This is a genomic window from Streptomyces sp. NPDC005408 (assembly GCF_040606445.1).
Lineage (GTDB): Bacteria > Actinomycetota > Actinomycetes > Streptomycetales > Streptomycetaceae > Streptomyces.
This window is the reverse complement of the sequence record NZ_JBEXEX010000022.1, coordinates 37453-61349: the sequence shown is the minus strand read 5'-3', so window position 1 is coordinate 61349 and position 23897 is coordinate 37453. Positions and strand designations below refer to the sequence as shown.

At 70.6% G+C, this 23897-nt stretch carries 24 protein-coding genes; 7 read left to right on the top strand and 17 right to left on the bottom strand.

Annotated elements, in window-relative coordinates:
• Window positions 1-10: 10 nt before the first annotated feature.
• The 12 genes from moeZ to ABZS64_RS21450 all read right to left on the bottom strand — a co-directional run bounded on the left by moeZ (window position 11) and on the right by ABZS64_RS21450 (window position 14197).
• A complete protein-coding gene (moeZ, locus tag ABZS64_RS21505) occupies window positions 11-1189 on the bottom strand; it encodes an adenylyltransferase/sulfurtransferase MoeZ (protein ID WP_355831810.1) in 1179 nt (392 codons plus the stop codon).
• Window positions 1190-1253: 64 nt separating this feature from the next.
• A complete protein-coding gene (locus ABZS64_RS21500; protein ID WP_355831807.1) occupies window positions 1254-2015 on the bottom strand; it encodes a spherulation-specific family 4 protein in 762 nt (253 codons plus the stop codon).
• Window positions 2003-2962 carry an NAD-dependent epimerase/dehydratase family protein gene (locus tag ABZS64_RS21495; RefSeq protein ID WP_355831804.1) on the bottom strand — a complete coding sequence of 320 codons (960 nt, stop codon included), beginning with the start codon at window positions 2960-2962 and terminating at the stop codon, window positions 2003-2005. Before ABZS64_RS21495 ends, ABZS64_RS21500 begins: the two co-directional genes overlap by 13 nt.
• 142 nt (window positions 2963-3104) lie before the next feature.
• Window positions 3105-4349 (bottom strand): hypothetical protein, encoded by a 1245-nt coding sequence (locus ABZS64_RS21490; protein WP_355831801.1) that lies wholly within the window; start codon window positions 4347-4349, stop codon window positions 3105-3107.
• Window positions 4346-6025, bottom strand: a complete 1680-nt coding sequence (locus tag ABZS64_RS21485) for a DUF3492 domain-containing protein (RefSeq protein WP_355831798.1) — start codon at window positions 6023-6025, stop codon at window positions 4346-4348. The genes ABZS64_RS21490 and ABZS64_RS21485 overlap by 4 nt, the downstream gene beginning before the upstream one ends.
• Before the next feature lie 180 nt (window positions 6026-6205).
• A complete protein-coding gene (locus ABZS64_RS21480) occupies window positions 6206-7873 on the bottom strand; it encodes an ABC transporter ATP-binding protein (protein ID WP_355831795.1) in 1668 nt (555 codons plus the stop codon).
• Window positions 7870-8859, bottom strand: coding sequence for an ABC transporter permease (locus tag ABZS64_RS21475; RefSeq protein ID WP_355831792.1), 990 nt, complete (start codon window positions 8857-8859; stop codon window positions 7870-7872). The genes ABZS64_RS21480 and ABZS64_RS21475 overlap by 4 nt, the downstream gene beginning before the upstream one ends.
• Window positions 8856-9821, bottom strand: a complete 966-nt coding sequence (locus ABZS64_RS21470; protein WP_355831944.1) for an ABC transporter permease — start codon at window positions 9819-9821, stop codon at window positions 8856-8858. Before ABZS64_RS21470 ends, ABZS64_RS21475 begins: the two co-directional genes overlap by 4 nt.
• Window positions 9822-9835: 14 nt before the next feature.
• On the bottom strand, window positions 9836-11557 hold the full coding sequence (locus ABZS64_RS21465) for an ABC transporter substrate-binding protein (protein ID WP_355831789.1): 1722 nt from the start codon (window positions 11555-11557) through the stop codon (window positions 9836-9838).
• A 195-nt stretch (window positions 11558-11752) separates the two neighbouring features.
• On the bottom strand, window positions 11753-11848 hold the full coding sequence (locus tag ABZS64_RS21460) for an Ms4533A family Cys-rich leader peptide (RefSeq protein WP_355831786.1): 96 nt from the start codon (window positions 11846-11848) through the stop codon (window positions 11753-11755).
• A 79-nt stretch (window positions 11849-11927) separates the two neighbouring features.
• Window positions 11928-13223 carry a DUF3152 domain-containing protein gene (locus ABZS64_RS21455; protein ID WP_355831783.1) on the bottom strand — a complete coding sequence of 432 codons (1296 nt, stop codon included), beginning with the start codon at window positions 13221-13223 and terminating at the stop codon, window positions 11928-11930.
• 8 nt (window positions 13224-13231) lie between these two features.
• Window positions 13232-14197, bottom strand: coding sequence for an alpha/beta hydrolase (locus ABZS64_RS21450; RefSeq protein ID WP_355831780.1), 966 nt, complete (start codon window positions 14195-14197; stop codon window positions 13232-13234).
• A 123-nt stretch (window positions 14198-14320) separates the two neighbouring features.
• On the opposite strand from ABZS64_RS21450, the gene ABZS64_RS21445 reads away from it, so the two are divergent.
• The 4 genes from ABZS64_RS21445 (at window position 14321) to ABZS64_RS21430 (ending at window position 16110) form a co-directional block, all read left to right on the top strand.
• Window positions 14321-14539, top strand: coding sequence for a hypothetical protein (locus tag ABZS64_RS21445; protein WP_355831778.1), 219 nt, complete (start codon window positions 14321-14323; stop codon window positions 14537-14539).
• Between the two features lie 145 nt (window positions 14540-14684).
• On the top strand, window positions 14685-15332 hold the full coding sequence (locus ABZS64_RS21440; RefSeq protein ID WP_355831776.1) for a TetR/AcrR family transcriptional regulator: 648 nt from the start codon (window positions 14685-14687) through the stop codon (window positions 15330-15332).
• Between the two features lie 123 nt (window positions 15333-15455).
• Window positions 15456-15683, top strand: a complete 228-nt coding sequence (locus ABZS64_RS21435; protein ID WP_355831773.1) for a DUF3107 domain-containing protein — start codon at window positions 15456-15458, stop codon at window positions 15681-15683.
• Window positions 15684-15840: 157 nt separating this feature from the next.
• Window positions 15841-16110: a hypothetical protein gene (locus ABZS64_RS21430; protein ID WP_355831770.1), complete on the top strand. Its 270-nt coding sequence runs from the start codon at window positions 15841-15843 to the stop codon at window positions 16108-16110.
• 123 nt (window positions 16111-16233) lie between these two features.
• Here ABZS64_RS21430 and ABZS64_RS21425 read toward each other — a convergent pair whose 3' ends face one another.
• On the bottom strand, window positions 16234-16959 hold the full coding sequence (locus ABZS64_RS21425; RefSeq protein WP_142213844.1) for a ferritin-like fold-containing protein: 726 nt from the start codon (window positions 16957-16959) through the stop codon (window positions 16234-16236).
• 513 nt (window positions 16960-17472) lie between these two features.
• On the opposite strand from ABZS64_RS21425, the gene ABZS64_RS21420 reads away from it, so the two are divergent.
• Entirely contained in the window at window positions 17473-19317 is a 1845-nt protein-coding gene (locus ABZS64_RS21420; protein WP_355831768.1) for a DEAD/DEAH box helicase, read from the top strand.
• Between the two features lie 146 nt (window positions 19318-19463).
• Window positions 19464-20321 (top strand): alpha/beta hydrolase, encoded by an 858-nt coding sequence (locus tag ABZS64_RS21415; RefSeq protein ID WP_355831765.1) that lies wholly within the window; start codon window positions 19464-19466, stop codon window positions 20319-20321.
• Here the strand turns inward: ABZS64_RS21415 and ABZS64_RS21410 are convergent.
• Entirely contained in the window at window positions 20312-21211 is a 900-nt protein-coding gene (locus ABZS64_RS21410) for an NYN domain-containing protein (protein ID WP_355831761.1), read from the bottom strand. The genes ABZS64_RS21415 and ABZS64_RS21410 overlap by 10 nt on opposite strands.
• Window positions 21212-21385: 174 nt before the next feature.
• On the opposite strand from ABZS64_RS21410, the gene ABZS64_RS21405 reads away from it, so the two are divergent.
• Entirely contained in the window at window positions 21386-21538 is a 153-nt protein-coding gene (locus ABZS64_RS21405; RefSeq protein WP_355831759.1) for a hypothetical protein, read from the top strand.
• A gap of 80 nt (window positions 21539-21618) precedes the next feature.
• Here ABZS64_RS21405 and ABZS64_RS21400 read toward each other — a convergent pair whose 3' ends face one another.
• From ABZS64_RS21400 to ABZS64_RS21390, 3 genes are all read right to left on the bottom strand, one after another.
• On the bottom strand, window positions 21619-22224 hold the full coding sequence (locus ABZS64_RS21400; RefSeq protein ID WP_355831756.1) for a MarC family protein: 606 nt from the start codon (window positions 22222-22224) through the stop codon (window positions 21619-21621).
• Between the two features lie 91 nt (window positions 22225-22315).
• Complete coding sequence (locus ABZS64_RS21395) at window positions 22316-23179, bottom strand: PHP domain-containing protein (protein WP_355831753.1); 864 nt, start codon at window positions 23177-23179, stop codon at window positions 22316-22318.
• Between the two features lie 72 nt (window positions 23180-23251).
• A complete protein-coding gene (locus ABZS64_RS21390) occupies window positions 23252-23890 on the bottom strand; it encodes a DUF6758 family protein (protein WP_355831750.1) in 639 nt (212 codons plus the stop codon).
• Window positions 23891-23897 lie beyond the last annotated feature (7 nt).

Genomic DNA, 23897 nt, shown 5'->3' with positions numbered 1-23897 from the left:
ACTGCGGATCTCAGTAGATCGGCTTGTCCGGCTCGATCTGGTTTACCCAGCCGATCACGCCGCCGCCGACGTGCACCGCGTCCGCGAAGCCCGCGGACTTGAGCACCGCGAGGACTTCCGCACTGCGGACACCCGTCTTGCAGTGCAGGACGATGCGCTTGTCCTGGGGCAGGTCCTGGAGGGCGGTGCCCATCAGGAACTCGTTCTTCGGGATCAGCCTGGCACCGGGGATCGAGACGATCTCGTACTCGTTGATCTCACGGACATCGATGATGTCGATGCTCTCGCCGCCGTCGATCCACTCCTTGAGCTGCTTGGGAGTGATCGTCGAACCGGCCGCCGCCTGCTGGGCCTCCTCGGAGACGACGCCGCAGAAGGCCTCGTAGTCGATGAGCTCGGTGACGGTGGGGTTCTCGCCGCAGACCGCGCAGTTCGGGTCCTTGCGGACCTTGACCTGGCGGTACTGCATCTCCAGAGCGTCGTAGATCATCAGCCGGCCGAGCAGCGGCTCACCGATGCCCGCGAGCAGCTTGATGGCCTCGTTGACCTGGATGGAGCCGATGGACGCGCAGAGCACACCGAGGACGCCGCCCTCGGCGCAGCTCGGGACCATGCCCGGCGGCGGGGGCTCGGGGTAGAGGCAGCGGTAGCAGGGACCGTGCTCGGACCAGAAGACGGACGCCTGGCCGTCGAAGCGGTAGATCGAGCCCCAGACGTACGGCTTGTTGAGCAGCACGCACGCATCGTTGACCAGGTACCGCGTCGCGAAGTTGTCCGTGCCGTCGACGATCAGGTCGTACTGGCTGAAGATGTCCATCACGTTCTCGGCCTCGAGCCGCTCTTCGTGCAGGACCACGTTCACGTACGGGTTGATGCCGAGCACCGAGTCCTTGGCGGACTCGGCCTTGGAACGGCCGATGTCGGCCTGGCTGTGGATGATCTGGCGCTGCAGGTTCGACTCGTCGACCTCGTCGAACTCCACGATGCCGAGCGTGCCGACACCGGCCGCGGCGAGGTACATCAGGGCCGGCGAACCCAGGCCGCCGGCGCCCACACACAGCACCTTGGCGTTCTTCAGCCGCTTCTGCCCGTCCATCCCGACATCAGGGATGATCAGGTGGCGGGAGTACCTGCGGACCTCGTCGACGGTGAGCTCAGCAGCTGGCTCGACCAGGGGTGGCAGCGACACGGGGACTCCGTTGCGTCGATAAGTCAGTACGGTTGTTCTCCCCGTAACACTGCCACGCCCCTCCTCATTCCGAGACACCCGGTCCGATCTGCGAGACGATTTCGTCCCAGTAGCCGGGGAGTGCCTCGAATGCACTGTTATGTCCCCGGTGGTCCGTGCGGTCCGTGCGATCGGTGAAGAAGATCGTCCCGGCACCCTGCCAGCGGGCGATACGGGTGGCCTCCTCCAGATGTGTACGCGGCACCCCGTGGACGAAGTGCACAAAGCGCTCCGGCGGATAGTCGGCCGTCCACTCCGCCACCTGCGACCAGCGGTAGTCGGCCCACGGCCCGGAGAAGGTCACCAGCTGGTCTGCGGCCTCGGCATAACCCGGGTACGGGTGCGAGCCGTGCCCGAGAACGAGATGGCCGCCGTCGAGGACCGCCTCCAGCGTCGCCGTCGTACGGCGCACCTCCTGCAGATCGGCGCGGTCCGTCGGACAGCGGTCCAGCAGAAAGCCGTCGACCCGGTACCACTCCAGGTAGTGATGCGCGTCGGAGACGAGATCGCCGAAGGAGCGCGAGCCGTGGGCCATGTCGAGATGGCCGAGGACCCTCACACCCGCGTTGCGCAGTTTGCCCGCGGCCTCCAGACAGTGCGGGTCGGGGCGGTCGCCGGGGCCTCCGTCGACATTGAGGACGACCCAGTGCAGGGGTGTTCCCGGGCGGGTCAGTTCGGCCCATTCGACGGGGGCGAGCAGCGGGTGGGCATAGCCGGGGATGCCGAAGCCGAGCCTCTCCGCGCCGGTGGCAGAGAGCTGGGTGCCGGTGGTGATCAGATGCGGCATGCCGCCTCCATCCAGATGTCGGCGAGGGACTCTTCGAGGTTGATCCGCGGGCGCCAGCCGAGGCGGTCCCGGGCGGTACGGACATCCGCCTGCTGCCAGCTGCCGCAGCCGTCCGGGTAGGGCGCCGGGGTCGCCGAGAGCTGCTCCAGTACGGATTCGGAGCGGGGGGCGCCGATGGACGGGCGGCCGGGTGACGCGTCGAGCTCGTGCAGCGCGCCCGCGTAGCCCGCGACCCGGGCCAGGACGGCGGCCGCGTCCCGCAGTCGCACGGCACGTCCCGTACCGATGTTGACGACGCCCTGGGCGGCGGAGAGCGAGGCCGCGTGGACTGCCCGCGCCACGTCCCGTACGTCGACGAAGTCGCGCTGTACGCCGAGGCCGCTGAGCTTCAGCTCACCGTCGCCGGACTGCATGGCGCGGCGCATCGCCTCGGCAAGGCGGCCGAGCGGGGAACCGGCCGGGGTGCCGGGGCCGACGGGCGAGAAGACCCGCAGCACGACGGCGTCCAGGCCCGCGCCCAGTACCAGCTCGGTGGCGGCGAGCTTGCTGACGCCGTACGGGCCGCCGGGGCGCGGAATCGCGTCCTCCGCTGTCGATGAGCCCTGCTGGGACGGCCCGTACTCGGACGCGCAGCCGAGTTGGACGAGCCGGGCGCCGCAGCCGCTGCGGCGCAGGGCCTCGCAGACCGTGGCGACGGCGACGGTGTTGTGCCGGGTCAGATCGCGGGCGCCGCCGCGGGTGGCGCCGGCGCAGTTGATGACGACGCCGGGGTGGACGGCGCCCAGGAAGCGGGTGAGCGCACCCGGGCTGCCGCCGGCGAGGTCGAAGCGCACGTCCGCGTCGTCTCCGCGCCCGAGGGCGGTGAGGTGCACGGCCGGGTCGGCGAGCAGCCGGTCGGCGACGAAGCGGCCGAGGAATCCATTGGCACCGAGCAGAAGCACCCTCATCGCGCGCCCCCTCGGTGCCGACGAGCCTCAGTTGGAGGTTGGGGGGTCATGTCGCTTTCTCCTTAGGGGTGTTGCTGTCGATGCCGGCACGGGTGCAGGGTGCCGGGTGCGCCCTCGATGTCGGCTCCGCGGGAGCATGAGGTCAGACGGTGTGCGCCGAGGCCCGGGACAGGGCAGCGGTGGCATGGGCCAGCAGGCCGACGGCTGCGGCCGAGCAGGCGATGGCAGGTACGGAGCCGGCGCCCCAGGCGCCGACGGCCGCCTCGACGGGGCTCGCCAGAACGTCGCAGCCGGGCAGACGTCCGGCGAGCAGGAGGGCAGGGGCGACGGCCTCGGCGGCGCAGGCGACGGCGAGGCCGGCGGCCGCGGACGCCGGGAAGCCGTGGACGATGAGCAGCCGGGCCAGGAAGAGCAGGGTGCCGAGGGCGACAGTAGGGACGAGGGCCTGGTGCGGGAATGCGAGGCCGGCCAGCACGAGGAGCGCCGTAAGGGCGCAGACGTACAGCGCGACGGCTCCCAGCAGCAGGGGGCGCGCTCCGGACGCGAACTCCTCCAGACCCCGGCTGCCGTCCAGCCTGCGCCGCGCCTGTACGGAGAAGAGCCGGGCGCACCAGGCGGCGGGGGCGACGGCGAGGGCGAGCCCGACGAGCGGGGCGGGGCTCATGGGCAGCGGCCCGTCCGGACCCCCGCCGATGACCTCGTCGAGCAGCCCTTCTCCGTACGCCGCGTACGCCAGCAGCCAGAGCGTCCACAGGCGTACGGCGGGGACCGTGCGCCCCTCGGCGCGCAGGGGACCGCGCCGCAGACAGAGCGCGAGAGCGGCAGTGACGACGATCGCGCCCGCGATCGCCGCGGCGATCCTGGCACCGCCCTCTGTCGCCTCCCTACCGGCGACGGCGAGGGCGCAGACGGCGCCGGGCAGCAGCGTGAGCAGTGCGCGCCCGGCGGCTCCGGGGTGGCGTCCGGCGCGCGCCTGGGCGTCGCGCGCCGGACGGTCCCCGGCCTCCGCCGACTCCGCTCCCCGCGGCACGCGGGCGTACAGCTCCTCGGCGAGCGAGAAGACGTCCCGGTGGCGGAAGCGGGCGGCGGTCCGGTCGGTGACGCCGTGGGCTTCGAGACCCGCGGCAATCTCCAGGGGGTCGACGGCCCGCTCGCACAGCTCCCGGTGGCGGTGCATCAGCGCCTTGACGGGGTCGGCGGGGCCGCGGCGGGGGGCGGCGGGCTTGCGTGTCCTGGTGGGCTCGTCCTCCCGGACCTCGTCGAGCAGGGCGCCGGAACGGGTGTCCCAGCCGTCGGCGCCGAGGGGTGACGTGGGCCCGTCGAGGCTGGGGGGATCCCCGGCGTCCGCCGCGCCCTTCGTGCTCTCCCTGATCCGCGACGTACTCATGCGCGCGCCTCCTTCGGGGTCGCGGCCGCTGTGACCAGTCCGCGCACTGGGTCCGGTCTGTCCGCCCAGCGCGGGGTGCGGCCGGTCGACGCGGTGCCGCCGCCCGTCCAGTGGCCCGGCACATGCGCCTCGGCGGGGTGGGCGAACGGCAGCGGCTCGCCGTCCTCGTTCACTGCTTCGCGTTTCACCGGGGAGTGCGAGATCAGCTCCAGGTAAATGCCGCGAAATGCCGTCAGGTTCTGCTCGATCGTGAACAGTTCGAGTGCGCGGGCGCGCGCGGCGGCGCCCAGGCGTTCCCGGCGCTCCGGGTCGCCCAGCAGCGCGAGGCAGGCGTCCGCGAGCGCACGCGGATTGCGCGGGGGCACGACCAGGCCCGTACCGCCGATGACTTCGACGACCGCGCCGACGTCGGTGGACACCGTCGCGCGGGCGCAGAACATCGCCTCGACGAGGCTGATCGGGAAGCCCTCGACGACGCTGGACAGGACGACCACGCCGCCGGACGCGTAGGCGTCGGCGAGTTCGGGGGCCTCGGGTCCGCCGATCTCCTCGAACGAGACGGGGTTGTCGCCGACGGCGTGCGCGTCGGCCGCCTCGTCGGGGAAGAGCTGCGCGGCCAGCGCCTTGCAGTGGGCCAGATACGTTGCGGCCTCGGGCCCCTGCACCGGCGCCCCGAACAGCCGCAGCCGCGCCTGCGGCTCCTCCTTGCGTACCTCCGCGAAGGCGTGGAGCAGCGCGATGAGGTCCTTGGCGGGCTCGATCCTGCCGACCCACACGAGAGTGTGCTCGTCACCGCTGTCGTCGCCGTCGCCCACCGCCGCGAACCGCTCCGCCTCCATGCCCGGGTAGACGGTCCGCAGCTTGGCGCGGTCGGCGCCGCATTTCTCCTGCCAGCGCCGTGCGTGCGTATTGCCGGGGGTGATGACGGCGGCCTGGGCGTAGACCTCGGCGGCGAGCCGTCCCTGGAAGGCGGCGAGCATGGCCCGTACGGGCGCGGTCAGATCGCGCTCGCCGGCGGCCAGATAGTGCGCGCGCAGTTGAACGCCGTACTCCGTGACCAGCAGCGGGACCCCGAAGAAGCGTTTGGCCAACAGGCCGGGAAGAGCCGCCGGTCCGCCGGACGCGGCATGGCAGAGATCGACGGCGCCGAGTCCGTCGTCGCCGTACCAGTCGAGGGAGAGCGGGCGCAGGGCGCGCTCCAGATGGTCGACGAAGGCGAGATAGTCGGGGACGGTGGCGGCGTGCAGCGTGCGCCGCGCGCCGGGGGCGCGGCAGGCGGATTCGACGACGCGCACGGCCAGTTCGGAGCGGAGCGCGGCGTAGAGGCCGCCGCGTTCGCGGGCGAGTTCGGCGAGGCCGTAGAGACCGTCCGCGAAGCCTTCGCCCTGTCCGCAGACGGCGGCGGCGAGCTCCTTGAAGTGGCCGACGAAGCACCGTCGTTCGCGTCGGCCGTACGTGTGCCCGTCGTCCTCGGGCGCCCACAGCGGGGCGGTGCGCACGCGCTGTACCTGCGCCGGGAGCCGGATCCAGCCGTGGTCTTCCTGCTGTGCGCTGCGGCTGAGCGCGTAGATGTCGAACTCGTGCTGCGCGAGCCCGCGCACAAGCCGGTCGCACCACAACCTGGACTCACCCTTCGCATACGGATAACCACCGTCCGTAAGCAGTCCGATCCGCACGAGCGCACCCCCGATCTCCCTTGTGGGCGGCCGCCGTTGGTTCGGCGACTCGCAGCGGGACGACGTTAAGCCGGTACGGCTGTGGCGCGACGGACGGTTGTCCATCGCGCCACCAGAAGGGGTGAATGCACGTAACTTTCGCGCGCCGGTTGCGTTTCGTCGCGCTAAGGTGCCGATTCGTTACGGAGGGTCAGGCTGCGGCCAGCTCCTTGCCGAGCCCTTGGCCAGCTCCCTGCGAGCGGAGCGACGGGCAGCCGCGAGCACGGGATCGAGCGCGGGGACGGCGGCGAGGAGCTGTTTGGTGTACGGATCCTGCGGGGAGCCGTACACCTCCTCGACATCGCCCTGCTCGACGATGCGGCCGCCGCGCATGACGGCGACACGGTCGCTGACGTGCCGTACGACGGCGAGATCGTGGGCGATGAAGACCAGGGCGAGGCCCAGATCCTCCTGGAGCTCCCTGAGCAGCCGCGTCACCTGTGCCTGCGTGGTCACGTCGAGCGCGGAGACCGGCTCGTCGCAGACGATCAGCTTCGGCCCGGCGACAAGTGCCCGGGCGATCCCGATCCGCTGCCGCTGTCCGCCGCTGAACTCGTGCGGATAGTTGTCGTACCGCTCGGGATCGAGGCCGACCCGCTCCAGCAGCTCCCGTACGCGGCCCCTGATCCGCTGCTCGTCGCGCTCGCCGGCGGCCCGCAGCGGGTCGGCGATGGACTCGCCGACGGACCTGCGCGGGTTCAGCGACGAGACGGGGTCCTGGAACACCATCTGGAGTTCGCGCCTTTGGGGTCGCAGGGCCTTCTCCGACAGAGAGCCGATCTCCGTACCCCTGTAACGGAGTTGGCCCTCCGTCGGATCCAGCAGCCGCACGAGCATGCGCCCGAGGGTGGTCTTGCCGCTGCCGCTCTCCCCGACGATCCCGAGGGTCTCGCCGGCCCGGACGGTGAGCGACACGCCGTCGACAGCGAGCACCCGTTCTTTGCCACGCCCGAACTCCCGCCGCAGTTCAACGGCTTCGAGCAGCGGCTCGCCCGTGCGCGCCGCGGCGGCAGGCCTGGGGGCGTCCAGCCTCGGGACCGCCGCAAGCAGTGCCTGGGTGTACGGCTCCGACGGCGCGCCCAGGACGTCCCGCACCGGGCCCTGCTCGATCCGGCGTCCCTCGCGCATCACCAGGATGTCGTCAACGCTCTCGGCCGTGACCCCCACGTCGTGGGTGACCAGCAGCAGCCCCATGCCCGTCTCCGCCCGCAGACCGTGCAGCAGATCGAGGATCTGGGCCTGGACGGTGACGTCCAGCGCGGTCGTCGGTTCGTCCACGATCAGCAGGCGGGGCTCGCACGCGAGCGCCATCGCGATGAGGGCCCGCTGGCGCATACCGCCGCTGAACTCATGAGGGCGGGCCTTGGAGCGCCGCGCCGCGTCCGGGATGCCGACCCGGTCCAGCACCTCGACGGCACGCGCGCGTGCAGCCTTGCGCGAGACATCCGTGTGCACCCGGTACACCTCGGCGATCTGGTCGCCGATCGCGTAGTACGGGTCGAGGGAGGACAGCGGGTCCTGGAAGACCATCGCGGCCACTGAGCCGCGCAGTTCGCGCAGCTCCCTCGCGGACGCGGCGAGCACATCCGTGCCGCCGACCCGTACGCCGCCCGAGATCCGCGCTCCGGTACCCCCGTGCAGCCCGAGCAGCGCACTGGCGACGGTGCTCTTCCCGCTTCCCGACTCACCGACCAGGCCGAGCGCCTTTCCGGGAGCCAGCTCGAAGGAGAGGCTGTCGACGGCGCGCAGGTGACCGTCCCCCACCGGGAATTCGACCGTGAGGTCCGTGACCTCCACCAAGGCCGTCATGTCAGGACCACCCTCCGGTCGGCGACCGCGTACAGCAGATCGGCGACCACGTTTGCCAGCACCACCGCGGCGCCGATCACCAGCACCACTCCCACCACCACCGGCAGGTCGACCACCCGGACCCCGTCGATCAGCGTCTTGCCGAGGCCGGGGATCCCGAACAGTGACTCGGTCAGTACCGCGCCGCCCATCATCGAACCGAGGTCGAGCGCGCTGAGCGCGATGACCGGCGGTACGGCGCCGCGCAGCGCATGCCGCCCGACGACCGCCCGCTCCCCCACTCCGTACGCACGGAAGGTGCGGATGTGGTCCTCGGCCAGCGTCTCCAGTGTCGAACTGCGTGTCAGCCGCGCGTACTTGGCGCTCTCGAAGAGCCCGAGGGTGATCCACGGCAGCAGCATGTTCCAGGCCCACTGCTCGGGATCGTCGGTCAGCGGCACATACGTCGGGAACGGCAGCCACTGCAGATACGCGCAGACAATCATCAACAGCAGCAGTCCGAGGATGAAGACGGGCGTGCTGGTGCCGGCGAGCGTGAGGGTGGTCAGCGCGCGTTCGGTGAGGCCGCCGCGGCGCAGCGCGGACAGCAGCCCGGTGCCGACCCCGATGACCAGCCAGAGGACCATCGCGCCGAGCGCGAGGGACGCGGTCGCCGGAAGCCGCTGCAGGATCAGCTCGGTGACCTGCTGGTCGCTCTGGTACGAGAAGCCGAGGCAGGGCGCATCGCAGTGCAGGACGGCGGTTCCGGTGGAGTAGTCGCGGCCCGCGAAAACGCCCTGCAGGAAGTGCGCGTACTGCGCGAACACCGAGTCGTTCAGGCCCAGTTGCTCCCGTACCTGAGCGACCTGCTGGGTGGAGCAGCGGTCTCCGCAGGCGAGCCTGGCCGGGTCGCCCGGCGCGAGATAGAACAGCGCGTAGACGACGACGGAGAGCGCGAGGAGCACCAGTACCGCGCCGCCGAGCCGCTTCAGCAGATAGCGGGTCACCGCTTGGCTCCCTTTCTGGTTCCGATGCGCAGCCGGCTGGCCTCGCGCGGGTCGAGCGCGGTGCGCACCGCGTCCCCCAGCACCGTGAAGGCGAGCACTGTCACGAACAGCAGCCCCGCGGGCAGCAGCACATACATCGGGTCGGCGCGGAACCAGATCTGCGCACTCGACAGCATCTGCCCCCACGAGGGCGTCGGCGGCTTGACCCCGACGCCGAGGAAGGACAGCGAGGCCTCGATCACGATGTTGGACGGCAGCAGAATCGCCGCGAACGTGATGACGGGCGCGGCCAGCGACGGTGCCAGTTCGCGCCGGGCGATGCGGAAGGTCCGCGAGCCGCCGAGCCGCGCGGCGGCCACGAAGTCGAGCTGCTTCAGGCTCAGGGTCTGCGCCCGTACGATCCGTGCCGTACTGCCCCAGTTGAGCAGGCCGATGACCAGGATCAGCAGCAGTGGCCGGGGGAAGTCCGCGGGCACCACGGCGGTGAGCGCGATGGCCAGCACCAGCATCGGCAGGGCCACCATCACATCGGTGACGCGGCTGAGGAAGCCGTCCAGGAGCCGGCTGCCGAACCCGGCGGCGAGGCCGACCGCGACCCCGATCGCCACCTGGACGACCGTGGCCCCGACGGCGACGAGCAGCGAGATGCGCGCCCCGTACAGCAGCCGTACGAACAGATCGCGCCCGGTGCCCGGCTCGATGCCGAGCCAGTGGTCGCCGCTGACGCCGCCGAACGAGCCGGTCGGCACCCCGCCGCGCGCCGAGTCGACGAGGTCGTCGTGGTACGTGTTCGCGTCCTGGCCCTCCAGCGAACCGAGCAGCGGCGCGGCGATCGCCAGCACCGCGAGGAGGCCCAGTACCGCCGCAGCCACCAGGGCGGACGGCCGTCTGCGCAGCCTCAGCCACACCTGGCGTGCGGCGCCCGCTGCCGGGGCCGTAGCCCCGGCAGCGGGCGCCAACAGGTCGTGCGCCGTACTCACTTGACCGCGACCTGCGAGATGTCGAGAACGCCGGTCCAGTCGCTGATCACGATGTTCTTGACGTTCTTGCCGTACAGCCGCTTGTAGACAGGGTGGAAGAGCGGCACGTCGAGCGCCTGCTCACCGGTCTTCTTGTCGAGTGCGCCCCAGCGCTTGGCCGCCTCGTCCAGGTCGGTCAGCTTGTTGATCTCGTCGATCTCCTTGTTGACCGCCGGGTCGTTCAGCTGCGCGTGGTTGTAGTTGGAGCCGTCTGTGACGATCTGCCGGCCGTCGAAGATCGGCGCGAGGAAGGGGCCGCCGGACGGCCAGTCCGCACCCCAGCGGGAGAGGAAGAAGCCCGGCGCGTCCTTGGCGCTCCAGCGCTTATCGTTGAACGCGTTGTTCTCCAGGCCCTGCAGCTTGACCGTGATCCCGGCCTTCCCCAGCGCCTCCTGTACCGCGGTCGCGACCTCGGGGCTGGTCTGCCGGTTCTTGTCGGTCGAGTGCGTCAGCGTGATCGTCAGCTTCTCCTGACCGGCCTCCTTCAGCAGCGCCTTGGCCTTCGCCGCGTCTCCGGTACTGCCAGCCGGGAAGTGGTCGTAGGCGGTGAAGCCGAAGGCCTTCTGCTCGGGCAGGAAGGTGGTGGCGGGCTCGGCGAGCGCGGAGCCGCCGGCCGCGTTGACGACGCTGGTGCGGTTGATCGCGTACGAGATCGCCCGGCGCACCTTCGGGTCGTCGAACGGCTTCACCTTCGGGTTGAAGGCGAGGTAGTTGGTGTAGCCGAAGTGGCCGGTGCCGACGCGGGCTGCGAGCGCCTTGTCGCTGCCGATCTGGGCGAGTTCGGCCGGGCCGAGGTTGGTGTCGGTGGTGACGGCGGCGGCGTCCACGCCGGAGCTGGTGGACAGCCGCTGGTTGATGACGGCCGAGTCCAGCCCGGACTTGACGTCGATCGTGTCGGGGTAGGCCTTGCGCTCCTCGTCGGTCTTCTCGGACCAGTGCGGATTGCGCTCGAGGACGAGGTGCTCGCCGTCGCCCTCGTTCTTGACGACCTTGTACGGGCCCGACGAGACCGGGTGCTCCTCGTACTTCGTGCCCTTGTCCTTGGCCTTCGGGACCGGCGCGAACTGGGTCTGCGTGGCGACGAAGGGGAACTCGCCCTCGGGCTTCTTCAGCTTGAAGACGATCGTCCTCGCGTCGGGCGTGACGATCGAGGCAAGGCCCTTTTTGTCCTTGTACGGGCCCTGGTAGGCGTCGCCGCCGATCAGCCAGTCACGCAGATACGGCGCGCCGCCGGACAGTTCGGCGGCGAAGGAGCGCTCGATGCCGTACTTGATGTCGGCGCTGTTGATCGCCGTGCCGTCCTCGTACTTCAGCCCCTCCTTGAGGGTGTACGTCCACTCGGTGGCGTCCTTGTTGGGGCGCCCGGTGTCGGTGGCGAGGTCGGGCACGACCTTGGTGCCGGCGGCGCCGTCCTCACGGTTGCGGGTGGTGAGGGTGCGGAAGACGAGCGAGGGGACGTTGCCGCCGCCGGAGGTGTAGAGCCGGGCGGGGTCGAAGTCGGTCTGCGGCTCGGAGTTCAGCACGGTGAGCGTGCCGCCCTTCCGGGGCTTGCCGCCTCCCGCGGCGTCGCCCTTGGCGCCGCTGTCCTGGGGCCCCGCGCAGGCGGCGGCGCCCGATGCCACGACAAGGCTTACGGCGGCCGCTGCCACGCGGCGCGATTTGAGGGACAGTTGACGCATCGGAAGAAGGCCTCTCGGTGTGCTTGCTGCTTGCTGCGGAAAAGGGAAACGTCCGGGGGCAGGCAGCGGCGAGAGAGCGCGCGAAAGGGCACTGGAAATGCCGGGAATGCAAAATGCCGCGCCTGCGGACGAGATTCGACCGGGCGCGGCGAAAATTCGGCTGGGAATGAATGCCGGTGCGCGCTCGGGCAGGCGTCAGCGACAGTGAATGTCGGCCACGCTGTGCCCGGTCACGCCGATGAGCGCCAGCTCTATGGCGGCGCGATCGAAGGCGGCGTGACGGTGCGACATGCTGAGAAATATGTACGACCCCGCGGTCGCTGTCAACGCGAGGGCAGCGGGCGTGAGACACCCGTCCCGCATGCTGGACTCAACTGCCGGGATGCACCCAGGGGTTGGGCCTGCACTTGATGCCGTCGATGTCCAGGGACTTGGTCTGCTGCTGCATCACGGGCGCGAGCGCTCCAGGGGTGCGGCAGTTCACATGCCCATGCCCGAGGCGGTGTCCGACCTCGTGGTTGATGAGCATCTGACGGTAGGTCAGCATCGCGTTCTCGCCGTAGGTCGCTGAGCCCTGGGCCCAGCGATAAGCGTTAATCATCACGCGGTCGGTCGACGCGGAATCGCAGCTGACATTGTCCTGTGTCGTATCCAGACCGGATTTCGCGCACCAGTCCGCCGTGGTCCCGGGACTGGCTAGCGTAATGACGAATTCGGGATCGCCGGAGGATATGCGCTCGAAGGTCATCTCCCCGCCGTGCGCCCAACTGCGGTCGTCGTTCAGGGTCTGCTGGACCGCTTTGGCGAAGAGTGCGCCGTCGAGCCCGAGGCCCTGTTCGACATCCACCCGGTAGCGGATCTTGCGGCCCTTGCCCGGCGCCTTGTCGAACCCGGGGACGGCCTCGAACTTTCCGCTCGCCTTCAGCTTGGGGGCGATAGGGAACCGCGTGGCCATCAGTTGCTGGTACGAGGCCGGGGCCGCGGGAGCGGCGGGCTCACCCTTCGGCGGAATCTGCCGGTTGTCCGAACGCGACGCCGGGCTCTCGGCCCCGCTCCGCTCGTCGCCCGCGGACTGTGCGCTGGAGTGGCTGTGGTTGTCGGCGGCCACCTGGCCGGCCACGACGACGGCGAGCACCGTGGTGACCGCGGCGGCTGCGATCCCGGTGAAGGTGCGCCCCTTGCCGCCCTTGGTGGGCCGCTCCTGCGGTGCACCGTCCTCGTCGTCGGACGTGTCGAAGGGCCGGCCGGGCTCGTCGGCCCAGGAGCCGACGGATGCGTACGGATCGTCCTGCGGCCCCCGGCCCTGCTGCCTGCCGGACTGCGGCTCGTCGAATGCCTCGAGGAACTCCCGTCGCGGGCCCGGTATTCGCGCCCCGCTGGCCACTGTCCGCGGTGGCGCGAGAGGCGCCTGCGCCCGCTGCCCGCCCGGACCGCCGCCCGGCCGGTTCTGGTACTGCTGCGGCACGCCCCAGCCGCCGCCCGGCTCGTGCTGCTCGGGGTGTCCTCCCCTGGCCTGCGGTGCGCCGTAGCCGGAGGGAGCGTGCTGCTCGGCACCCTGCCCGGCCCCGCTCCGGCGCTGCCCGCCGCCCTGATCGGCCCCTATGCCGGACGTGCTGCCCGAATCTGCGCCCTTGGGTGCGGGGCCCTTGCGGCTATGTCGTCCCACGCCCCGGATCAGCTCCCACCGCAGTCGTCGAGCAGCTCCCGGAAGGCCAGGGCGACCGTTTCCGGGTACTCCATCATGGCGACGTGCCCCGCGTCCGGGAGTGTCAGCAGCCGGGAATCCCGGAAGGCCGCCGCCGCTTTGCGCGCCATACGGTACGCGACGAGCTGGTCGCGTCCTCCGTACACCAGGAGCGTCGGCGCGAGCACCCGCTCCGCCTGCCGCCACAGTCCGTGCTGGCCGCCGAGTGTGTACGCGTCGACGATGCCCCGCGCCGAGCGGGCCATCGCGTCCCAGAAGTACGGGAGCTGTATGCGCCGCTCCATCTCCTCGACGGCATTGCGCAGCGCCTCGTCGGTGACCCGCGCGGGGTCTCCGTAACAGAGCGCCAGCACACCCTTGGTGCGCTGCTCGGCCGACCAGTCCTTGGTGATTCTGGTGAAGAGCGAGGCCACACCGGGCAGCGCGAGCAGTGCGGTGGGCACGGCCGAGCTCTGGACGCGGATCTCGGGCAGCGCGGGCGAGACCAGAGTGAGCGTGCGCACCAGATCGGGCCTCACGGCCGCGACCCGGGTGGAGACCGCGCCGCCCAGCGAGTTGCCGATCAAGTGCACGGGCCCGTGCCCGGCGGCGTCCAGAAATCGGATCACGGCCCGGGCGTGTCCCGTGACCGAGTAGTTGCCGTCGTCCGGCGGCGGGGAGTCCCCGAAGCCGGGCAGATCGAGCGCTTCTCCGTCCACGACGTCCTCGAGCTGTGCCATCAGCGCCGACCAGTTGAGCGAGGAACCGCCGAGACCGTGCACGTACAGAGCGCGCGGCAGCCCGGCGCGCGCCGCGGGCCGGGATCTGACGGTGAGCGTCAGTCCGGGCAGCGCGACGGAGCGCAGCGCCTCACCGTCGGCGACCCGTACGGCCGCGACCTTGGGGGCCACGGCGGCGGTCGCGGCGCGGACTCCCGGCAGCTCGGTCGAAGACATGCGGCAATGTTACGAGACGATCACACGGTGGTTCGTGTGTTCGGCATCACACATCGCGTAGCGCCCCGAATCAGTAGCTCCTACGCTCGTAGGAAAGGCGCTCTCCATGGAAAGCGGTGCCCCATGTCTGTCGATCCCACCGACCCGGAAATTTTCGAAGCAGACGACCAGGCCGCCGCACTCGACGAGGAGGTCCCCGAGGCCGACGCGGCGGAACAGCACACGGACGTGCGACCGGAGCACGACGACCAGGTCAGCCCCAATGACCTGGACTCGGCGAACGAGGCCGACGCCGTGGAACAGGCCCGGGTCGTGGCCCTCGACGAGGACGACTACCGGTGACCTGCCCCTAATTGCCCCCGAATAGGGAGCTACCGCGAATGTCCGGTCCGTGAAATTCTGCGCTCGCAGCACGCACAGCCGGGTTACCCAAAAGTACGATGGCGGCGCTGCGCACAGCGCGCACGGAACGATTTTGGGAGGCGGCGTGACAGCCATCGAGCAGACAGAGGCGGCGCGCCCGCGGGGCACACGCCTGCCACGCCGAGCCCGCAGGAACCAGCTTCTGGGCGCCGCCCAGGAGGTATTCGTGGCGCAGGGTTACCACTCGGCAGCCATGGACGACATCGCCGAACGCGCGGGTGTCAGCAAGCCCGTGCTCTACCAGCACTTCCCGGGCAAGCTCGAGCTCTATCTCGCGCTGCTCGACCAGCACTGCGAGTCGCTGCTGCTCGCCGTCCGTACGGCGCTCGCGTCGACGACCGACAACAAGCTGCGCGTCGCCGCCACGATGGACGCCTATTTCGCCTACGTCGAGGACGAGGGCGGTGCCTTCCGGCTGGTCTTCGAGTCCGACCTGACGAACGAGCCCGCCGTGCGCGAGCGCGTGGACCGGGTCTCGCTCCAGTGCGCCGAGGCGATCTCCGACGTGATCGCCGAGGACACGGGGCTGTCCAAGGAGGAGTCCATGCTGCTGGCCGTGGGCCTCGGCGGCGTCTCCCAGGTGGTGGCCAGGTACTGGCTCTCCAGCGATTCCGACATTCCGCGCGACACGGCCGTACAACTGCTGACCTCCCTGGCGTGGCGGGGCATCGCGGGCTTCCCGCTGCACGGCACCGACCAGCACGGAGGCTGACCCTTCGGTGTTCGCTCCTGGCGTTCACCGGGGACACCTGCCGTGTCCCCGGGCCGGGCTAGGGTGTGCTGCGTACGGCGCGGCTGAACGCGCAACGCACTGACCGTTCGGAGGGACATAGCCGTGGAGGTCAAGATCGGCGTGCAGCACGCGCCCCGGGAGATCGTTCTGGAGAGCGGGCAGTCCGCCGAGGAGGTCGAGCGCGCGGTGGCCGACGCTCTGGCCGGCAAGGCGCAGCTGCTCAGCCTCACGGACGACAAGGGCCGCAAGGTCCTGGTGCCGGCCGACCGCATCGCGTACGTCGAGATCGGCGAGCCGGCGGTGCGGCGCGTGGGCTTCGGCGCGCTCTAGGGCGCCGCGAAGTCACTGAAGCAGTACGGAAGAGGGCCCGGCGGGAATTCCCCGCCGGGCCCTCTTCCGCTGCTCAGGGAGGGTTGTATTCCGCGGCGGCCGGGTAGTACGGGCTACGACCGATTTGCCCGCACCGGCATCCGTGAGGTGATCAGCAGTGCTGCTGGAAGCGCTCGGTTCAGTCCTGCTCGGACTCACCCTCGCCTGGGCCGCTGCCCGTCAGCTGCCGGACCGTCTGCCGTCGCGCCGCGTGGTGCTCACCACAGGCCCGATCGGGGCCCTGTTCGGCGCGTATGTGACGCACGAGGCGCTCGGTCCCGGACACACCCTGGCGGTGCTGGTGGGCGCGGTGGCGATCGGAGCCGTACTGCTCTCGCTGCTGATCCGGCCGTCAACGCAGCGACTGCGCCGGGCGTTCCCTTTCTGAGGCCGCATGAAGCGGCTTCCGCGAAGCCGCGGAAGCCGCCGAAAGCTCCGGAGCCGACTCAGCCGCCGGAACCGCCGGAGCCGCCGGAGCCGCCCTAGGTCAGGACCTAGGGCCGGCCCGAAGCTAGGCCGCGAGGCCCAGGGCCGCCATGCGCTTGGTGTGCGCCTCGGTGATCCGCGAGAACATCCGGCCCACCTCCGCGAGGTCGAAGCCGCCCGCCACACCGCCCACGAGCATCGTGGAGAGCGCGTCGCGGTCCGCCACCACACGCTGCGCCTGCGAGAGCGCCTCGCCCATCAGCCTGCGCGCCCACAGCGCGAGCCGTCCGCCGACGCGCGGTTCGGCCTCGATGGCGGCGCGCACCTTCTCGACCGCGAAGTTGCCGTGGCCCGTGTCGTCGAGCACGGCGAGCACCAGCGCGCGGGTGTCGGTGTCGAGGCGGGCCGCGACCTCGCGGTAGAAGTCACTGGCGATCGAGTCGCCGACGTACGCCTTGACCAGGCCCTCGAGCCAGTCGGACGGCGCGGTCTGGCGGTGGAAGTCGTCCAGGGCCTGGGCGAAGGGCTCCATCGCGGCGGTCGGCTCGGCGTCGATGGCGGTGAGCCGGTCGCGCAGCTGCTCGAAGTGGTGGAACTCCGCGGAGGCCATCTTCGCCAGCTCCGCCTTGTCGCCGAGCGTCGGTGCGAGCTTGGCGTCCTCGGCGAGCCGCTCGAAGGCCGCCAGCTCGCCGTACGCGAGCGCGCCCAGCAGATCCACGACGGCTGCGCGGTACTGGGGGTCGGCGGACGCCGTGGCCCAGTCCTGGGCGGCGATTCCGGTGGGTTCAGTGGCGTTGTCAGGCGTCTCCATGAAGCGCACAATAGCCCGCTCGCAGCAGGGCGGAAGGGCCTGGTCAGCCACACCCGTAGCCCGGTTCCGACGAATTCACCCAACACACATGCGCGATTCCGGGGTACAGTGGTATTGCGCCTGTCGAGCGTTTTAGCTACTCGGCGGGCGATCGCAGTGTATGACTGGGGGATTTGTTCCCCAGAGTCCCCTTGAGGATGCCCGGTCGGTGGCACGATCGGCTCCGAACCGACCGCCCTCCGCGCGGACTGTGCGCACAGTTGCGTACGACCGCAGATGAGGGGCCCCCTCAGCGGCATGACGCTCGAGCGACGGCAGTGGTCCCGCGCCATCCGGCCAACCCACGGCCGGCCCAGTACCCAGGTGCGGTACGACCCCCATCGTTCGCCTCGTGCCGCGTCTCACAGAAGAGGCAGCACCCTGACTACGACTTTCCGGGATCTTGGGATCCTTCCCGAGACCGCCGAGGCCCTTGAGGCCGTCGGCATTCTGTCCCCGTTCCCCATCCAGGAGATGACGCTCCCCGTCGCGCTCTCCGGCACCGATGTCATCGGCCAGGCCAAGACCGGCACGGGCAAGACCCTCGGTTTCGGTCTGCCGCTGCTGGAGCGTGTCACCGTCCCCGCGGACGTCGAGGCGGGCCGGGCAAAGCCCGAGCAGCTGACCGACGCCCCGCAGGCGCTCGTGGTCGTCCCCACCCGCGAGCTGTGCCAGCAGGTCACCAATGACCTGCTGACCGCCGGCAAGGTCCGTAACGTCCGCGTGCTCGCCATCTACGGCGGCCGTGCGTACGAGCCGCAGGTCGAGGCGCTGAGGAAGGGCGTCGACGTGATCGTCGGCACCCCGGGCCGGCTGCTCGACCTGGCAGGCCAGAAGAAGCTGGACCTCTCGCACGTACGCGCGCTCGTCCTCGACGAGGCCGACGAGATGCTCGACCTGGGCTTCCTGCCCGACGTCGAGAAGATCATCAACATGCTTCCGGCGAAGCGTCAGACGATGCTGTTCTCGGCGACCATGCCGGGTGCGGTCATCGGCCTCGCCCGCCGCTACATGTCGCAGCCCACGCACATCCGCGCGACCGCGCCGGACGACGAGGGCGCGACCGTCGCGAACACCGCGCAGTACGTGTACCGCGCGCACTCCATGGACAAGCCGGAGCTGGTCTCCCGCATCCTGCAGGCCGACGGCCGCGGGCTCGCGATGATCTTCTGCCGCACCAAGCGCACGGCGGCCGACATCGCCGAGCAGCTGCAGCGCCGCGGCTTCGCCTCCGGCGCGGTCCACGGCGACCTCGGCCAGGGCGCACGCGAGCAGGCGCTCCGTGCCTTCCGCAACGGCAAGGTGGACGTCCTCGTCTGCACCGACGTCGCGGCTCGCGGCATCGACGTCGAGGGCGTGACGCACGTCATCAACTACCAGTCCCCCGAGGACGAGAAGACCTACCTCCACCGCATCGGCCGCACCGGCCGGGCGGGCGCCAAGGGCATCGCGATCACGCTGGTCGACTGGGACGACATCCCGCGCTGGCAGCTGATCAACAAGGCGCTGGACCTCGGCTTCAGCGACCCGGTCGAGACGTACTCCACGTCTCCGCACCTGTTCGAGGAGCTGAGCATCCCGGCGGGTACGAAGGGCGTTCTGCCCCGCGCCGAGCGCACCCGCGCCGGTCTGGCGGCGGAGGAGCTCGAGGACCTGGGCGAGACGGGCGGCCGCGGCCGCAAGTCCGCTCCGGCGTCCCCGACGCGGGAGGAGCGCGCGCCGCGCACCCCGCGCCAGCGTCGCCGTACGCGTGCCGGATCGACCGCGGAGACCGGGGAGCCGACGACCGAGTCGACGCCCGAGGCCACGGACGCTCCTGCGGAGCCCCGCACCCCGCGCCGCCGCCGTCGCACCCGGGTGGGAGCGGCGACGACGGTCGTGGACACGGTCGAGTCGGTCGACACGGTGGTCGAGAGCGAGGTTGTGGCGGAGACCAAGCCGCGCCGCCGCACCCGCGCCGCCAAGCCGGCCGAGGCCGAGGTCGACTTCCAGATCGCACCCGCGACCGAGCCGGAGGTGGAGACCAAGCCCCGCCGCCGCACCCGCGCCGTCAAGGCCGTAGACACCGTCGAGGCTGTGGCGACCGAGGTCGAGGCGGAGACCAAGCCGCGCCGCCGGACGCGTGCCGCCAAGCCGGCCGAGGCCGAGGTCGACTTCCAGATCGCACCCGCGACCGAGCCGGAGGCGGAGACCAAGCCCCGCCGCCGCACCCGCGCCGCGAAGCCGGTCGAGGCCGTCGCGACGGCTGAGGCTCCTGAGGCGGCTGCGAAGCCCCGCCGCCGCACGCGCACGCCGAAGGCCACCCAGCCCGAGAGCTGACGCACGAACCGGATGGCCCGGCCCCCCTCTGCGGGGGCCGGGCCATCGGTGTCTCTCCTCGGGACCGGAGCGGTCAAGCTCCCGCGCAGCGCCCGCGCGGCGGAGCCCCAATGTCCCAGCACGTAGCGGCCCGTTAGCCTCGTCGCATGAGTCGGCCGCCCACCTTCACCCCGCCCGCCTGCGCCCTCCCCCGCGACCTCGTCACCGCGCGCGGCACCTTCGCCGTGCTCGATGCGCAGCCCAGCCGCCCCCGTCAGCCCCTCAAGGGCACCGCCCTCCTCCTTCCCGGGTTCACCGGGAGCAAGGAGGACTTCATCGCGCTGCTCGAACCCCTCGCCGATGCCGGTTACCGCACCGTCGCCGTCGACGGGCGCGGGCAGTACGAGACCGAGGGCCCCGACGACCAACAGGCCTATGCCCAGAACGAGTTGGCCCTCGACATCCTCGCCCAGGCCGCGGAGATCCCAGGCCCGGTCCACCTCCTCGGGCACTCGCTCGGCGGCCAGATCGCCCGCGCCGCCGTCCTCGTCGCCCCCGCCCCTTTCCGCACCCTGACCCTCATGTCCTCCGGGCCCGCGCAGATCTCCCCCTCCCAGCAGCAGAAGGTGAAGATGCTCAGCGACGCGCTCGCGGTGATGGGCATGGACGAGGTCTGGCAGGCGATGAAGGCGCTCGACCCGCCCGAGGACACGGACACAGACCCCACGAACGGCGAGGACCTGCGCCAACGCTGGCTGCGCCACAACCCGGCCCAGCTGATCGCCACCGGCCGCGCCCTGACCGTGGAGCCCGACCGGGTCGACGCACTCGCCGCCGTACAGCCGCTGCCCAAGCATGTGCTGTCCGGTGAGCGCGACGACACCTGGCCGGTCCCGCTCCTGGACGCGATGGCACAGCGTCTGGACGCCCACCGGACGGTCATCGCCGGGGCCGAGCACTCACCCAACACCGACCGCCCCGCCGAGACCGCGGCCGCCATCGCCGCGTTCTGGGATCAGTACTGAGCCTGCAGGTGCTGCCAGAACCCGTCCCTCAGCGCCCGCCTCAGCACCGCGTGCCCCCGCAGTGACCGCTGCAGCACCCGCTCCGCCTCGATCAGCAGGTCCTGGTCCACCGGTCCCGGCAAGTACGGATGCCCGGGCAGCAGTTCCGCCATCGCGTCCCGCCCCCGCTCCACCAGCCATGTCGCCGCGATCTGCGCACCTACGAAGCGCACCTCGTCGCGCGACGGTGGCGGCGCGCCCTCGTTCTCGTAGGTCGTGACAGGGCGGCGCGTGATGTACGGACGGCAGAAGTCCAGGTCGAATGTCCGCTGGCTGTCGACCTCCCACAGCAGCGGCTCGGCCTGATTGCGTCCGTCACCCGCCTCTATGCCCCACAGATGGACCCGCGCCCCGTACCCCTGCGCCGCCTCGACAGCCGAGACCAGGTCCTCGTCGCCGCCCACGAGCGCCGCGTCGCTGATCGCGCGGTGCCGGGCGAGCGACTCCAGGTCCGTACGGATGAGTGAGTCGACGCCCTTCTGCTGGTTGTTCGCGTTGAGATTGCCCAGGCGCACCTTGACGTCCGGCAACTCGGCGATGGACTGCTGCTCAGGAGTGTGGATACGGCGCCGGGCGCCGTCGTACCAGTACACCCGCAGCAGCCTGCTGTCCGCGAAGATCGTGCGGGCCTTGTCGATGAAGGCCTCGATCAGCCCCTCGGCGTCCAGGTCGAAGGAACGCCGGTCCTCGGTGCCCGCCACAAGCAACCCGGCCGCAGCATAGACGTAACCGGCGTCGACGAAGATGGCATGCGTCGAAGGGGTCTTGGCGACCTCGGCGAGCATGCGATGGAGCAGCTCGTTGGTGCGCTCCAGGCGGGCGCCGACCTCGTTGATCTCTGCATCGTTCATACGAGGCTCATTCTCCGTGGCCGCGCCACTACCTGCCAGTAGTTAGGCATCCAAAAAATTTCCTTAGCGTAGGGAATGTTTGCAGGGTGCATACCGTTGAACGGCTATAGAACCCAGACGGACATCCGTTTGCCATCAGTTCTCCAGCAGGAGGATCAGACGAAGGGAGAAGCCATGCGCTTCGAGATCATGCGACTCGACGACGTCGACGGCGCCGCCGTTGACACCACCGTCGTAGACGCCGCCTCCGTCAACCGGATCGTGCAGCAGGCCGCTTCGATCGGCCAGCGCATCTATATCCGACCGGCCGAATCCACGGCCTCGTAACGCTTGAAGATGTTGTGATGTGACGCAGAGCGCCCCCGTACGGATCACCGTACGGGGGCGTTGTGCATGCGGTCACCTGCTCAGGAGCCCCGGATCACCTGGGTCACGCCGTTGATGATCTGCTGCACGGCGATGGCGGAGAGCATCATGCCCGCGAGCCGGGTCACCAGCACCACGCCGCCGTCCTTGATCAGCCGGATGATCAGCAGCGAGTAGCGCATGGTCAGCCAGAGCACCACATGCATCGCCACGATCGCCGCCCACACGGACACCTGCTGCGTGACGCCGTCCGCGTGCTGCACGGCCAGAATCACCGAGACGATCGCACCGGGACCGGCAAGCAATGGCATGCCCAGCGGTACGAGCGCGACATTGACGTCCTTCGTCTGCTGCGGCTCGTCCGTCTTGCCGGTCAGCAGGTCGAGCGCGATGAGCAACAGGAGCAGACCGCCCGCGATCATCAGGGCGGGCACAGTGACATGCAGATAGTCCAGGATCTGCTGGCCGAGAATGCCGAAGACGGTGATCACGCCGAAGGCGACGGCCACGGCCTGCCAGGCCATCCGGCGCTGCACCTTGGCGGGCCGGCCGGAGGTCAGCGCGAGGAAGATCGGAGTGATCCCAGGGGGATCCATGATGACAAAGAGGGTCAGGAAGAGAGAGCCGAAAATGGCAGCGTCGAACACAGTGAGGGCCTAGCGGGAAGAGGGGTCGAACAGGGGGCGAGGTGAGGGAATGTCAGGTCGATCGAGCCCGGCACGATGGGCCGGACAGGCCTTAGGCGGGGCGTCCGCCCGTGCCCGGCACCGGGAACGCGCCCGTCGCGCGGCGCGTGATCTCGCCGTAGATCTCCGGGTCGGTGGTGAACTCCCCGAGCCGGCACGTCTTGCGGCTGCCGTGGTAGTCGCTGGATCCGGTGCCCAGCAGGCCGAGGTCGGCGGCGAGTCCGCGCAGCCGGTCCCGCGTCGCCTCGTCGTGGTCGACGTGATCGATCTCGATGCCGTCGAGACCCGCCGCGGCGAGTTCCGCTATCGCGCTCTCCGGCACGGTACGGCCGCGCTTCACGGCGAGCGGGTGCGCGAAGACAGTGACGCCTCCGGCGGCCTTGACCAGCCGGACCGCCGTGAAGGGGTCGAGCTCGTGCTTGGTGATGTGCGCACGGCCTCCGTCGGCGATCCACTCGGTGGTGAACGCGTCGGAGACGGTGGGTACGACGCCGAGTTCGACGAGCGCGGACGCGATGTGCGGGCGGCCGACCGAGCCGTCTCCGGCGATACGGGCGACGTGCGACCACTCGACGGGCACACCCAGCTCCTGGAGCTTGGCCACCATCGCCTGGGCACGCGGTACCCGGTCGTCCCGTACGAGCTCACGCTCACGCAGCAGATCCGGCTCGTCCGCGTCGAAGAGATACGCCAGCAGATGCAGGCTCACCCCGTCGATACGGCAGGAGAGTTCGGCGCCGGTGACCAGGGTGATGCCCTCGGGGAGCGCAGCCATCGCCTCGGCATGGCCGCGGGTGGTGTCGTGGTCGGTGAGCGCCACGACGTCCAGTCCGGCAGCGGCGGCATTGCGCACCAGCTCGGCCGGGGTGTCCGTGCCGTCCGATGCCGTGGAGTGGGTGTGCAGATCGATGCGCACGACGCGTGACTCCAGGGACGGCAGACGGACAGGGGGACGGTCAAGTGTATCGGGGATTCGAACAGCCCCGGTTCACGACAGCAGACGCGGTGACAGCGCCCCGCAGGGCAGCAGTTCCACCTCGGCGCCGGCCTCACGCAGATCCGTCAGCACCAGCTCGTCGTACATCAGCAGCCCGGACTGCTCGGGCCAGACGATCGCCCACAGCCAGAGCCCGCGGGCCTCGCCCGCGAACACCGCCCGGTCGTCGGGCGAATCGGCGACATGCCACAGCGGGGTGGGGCGGCCGGCGGCGAGGACCTTGGTCTGCGGAGGCTTGTCGACGCAGATGTGCGGGCCGGGGTCGGGGCCGTCCATCCCCGCATGGCGCGCCCCGAGGCCGACGCCCAGTTCCTCGGCGATCAGGAGCAGTTCACCTATGCCGCCGAGCGGGCCGGGGCCCGAGCAGGCCACCGCGGTCGCGCGGCCGCCGCTGCGGTCGTCGCCCGCGTAGGCGACACCGGTGAAGAGCCAGCCGACGGGCAGCGGCCAGGGCATCCAGACGGGGACTTTCGCACGGTTCACGACCACGCCGAGAGCCTCGACGCTGGGCGGGATCACCGGCTGCAGCGGGTGCACAGCCCCGTGCACATCGCACTGCCAGGAGTCGGCAAAGAGACCGGGCGCCCTGACCCGGCCACCGCACTTCGGGCAACTGGGTTCGCCCCTCATAGCGCCC

Coding starts and splice junctions, on each gene's coding strand:
- ABZS64_RS21420 (WP_355831768.1), top strand. CDS start 17,473: ATGACGCTCCCCGTCGCGCTCTCCGGCACCGATGTCATCGGCCAGGCC.
- ABZS64_RS21410 (WP_355831761.1), bottom strand. CDS start 21,211: ATGAACGATGCAGAGATCAACGAGGTCGGCGCCCGCCTGGAGCGCACC.
- ABZS64_RS21495 (WP_355831804.1), bottom strand. CDS start 2,962: ATGAGGGTGCTTCTGCTCGGTGCCAATGGATTCCTCGGCCGCTTCGTC.
- ABZS64_RS21425 (WP_142213844.1), bottom strand. CDS start 16,959: ATGGAGACGCCTGACAACGCCACTGAACCCACCGGAATCGCCGCCCAG.
- ABZS64_RS21490 (WP_355831801.1), bottom strand. CDS start 4,349: ATGAGTACGTCGCGGATCAGGGAGAGCACGAAGGGCGCGGCGGACGCC.
- ABZS64_RS21445 (WP_355831778.1), top strand. CDS start 14,321: ATGTCTGTCGATCCCACCGACCCGGAAATTTTCGAAGCAGACGACCAG.
- ABZS64_RS21415 (WP_355831765.1), top strand. CDS start 19,464: ATGAGTCGGCCGCCCACCTTCACCCCGCCCGCCTGCGCCCTCCCCCGC.
- ABZS64_RS21480 (WP_355831795.1), bottom strand. CDS start 7,873: ATGACGGCCTTGGTGGAGGTCACGGACCTCACGGTCGAATTCCCGGTG.
- ABZS64_RS21405 (WP_355831759.1), top strand. CDS start 21,386: ATGCGCTTCGAGATCATGCGACTCGACGACGTCGACGGCGCCGCCGTT.
- ABZS64_RS21460 (WP_355831786.1), bottom strand. CDS start 11,848: ATGTCGCACCGTCACGCCGCCTTCGATCGCGCCGCCATAGAGCTGGCG.
- ABZS64_RS21390 (WP_355831750.1), bottom strand. CDS start 23,890: ATGAGGGGCGAACCCAGTTGCCCGAAGTGCGGTGGCCGGGTCAGGGCG.
- ABZS64_RS21500 (WP_355831807.1), bottom strand. CDS start 2,015: ATGCCGCATCTGATCACCACCGGCACCCAGCTCTCTGCCACCGGCGCG.
- ABZS64_RS21465 (WP_355831789.1), bottom strand. CDS start 11,557: ATGCGTCAACTGTCCCTCAAATCGCGCCGCGTGGCAGCGGCCGCCGTA.
- ABZS64_RS21450 (WP_355831780.1), bottom strand. CDS start 14,197: ATGTCTTCGACCGAGCTGCCGGGAGTCCGCGCCGCGACCGCCGCCGTG.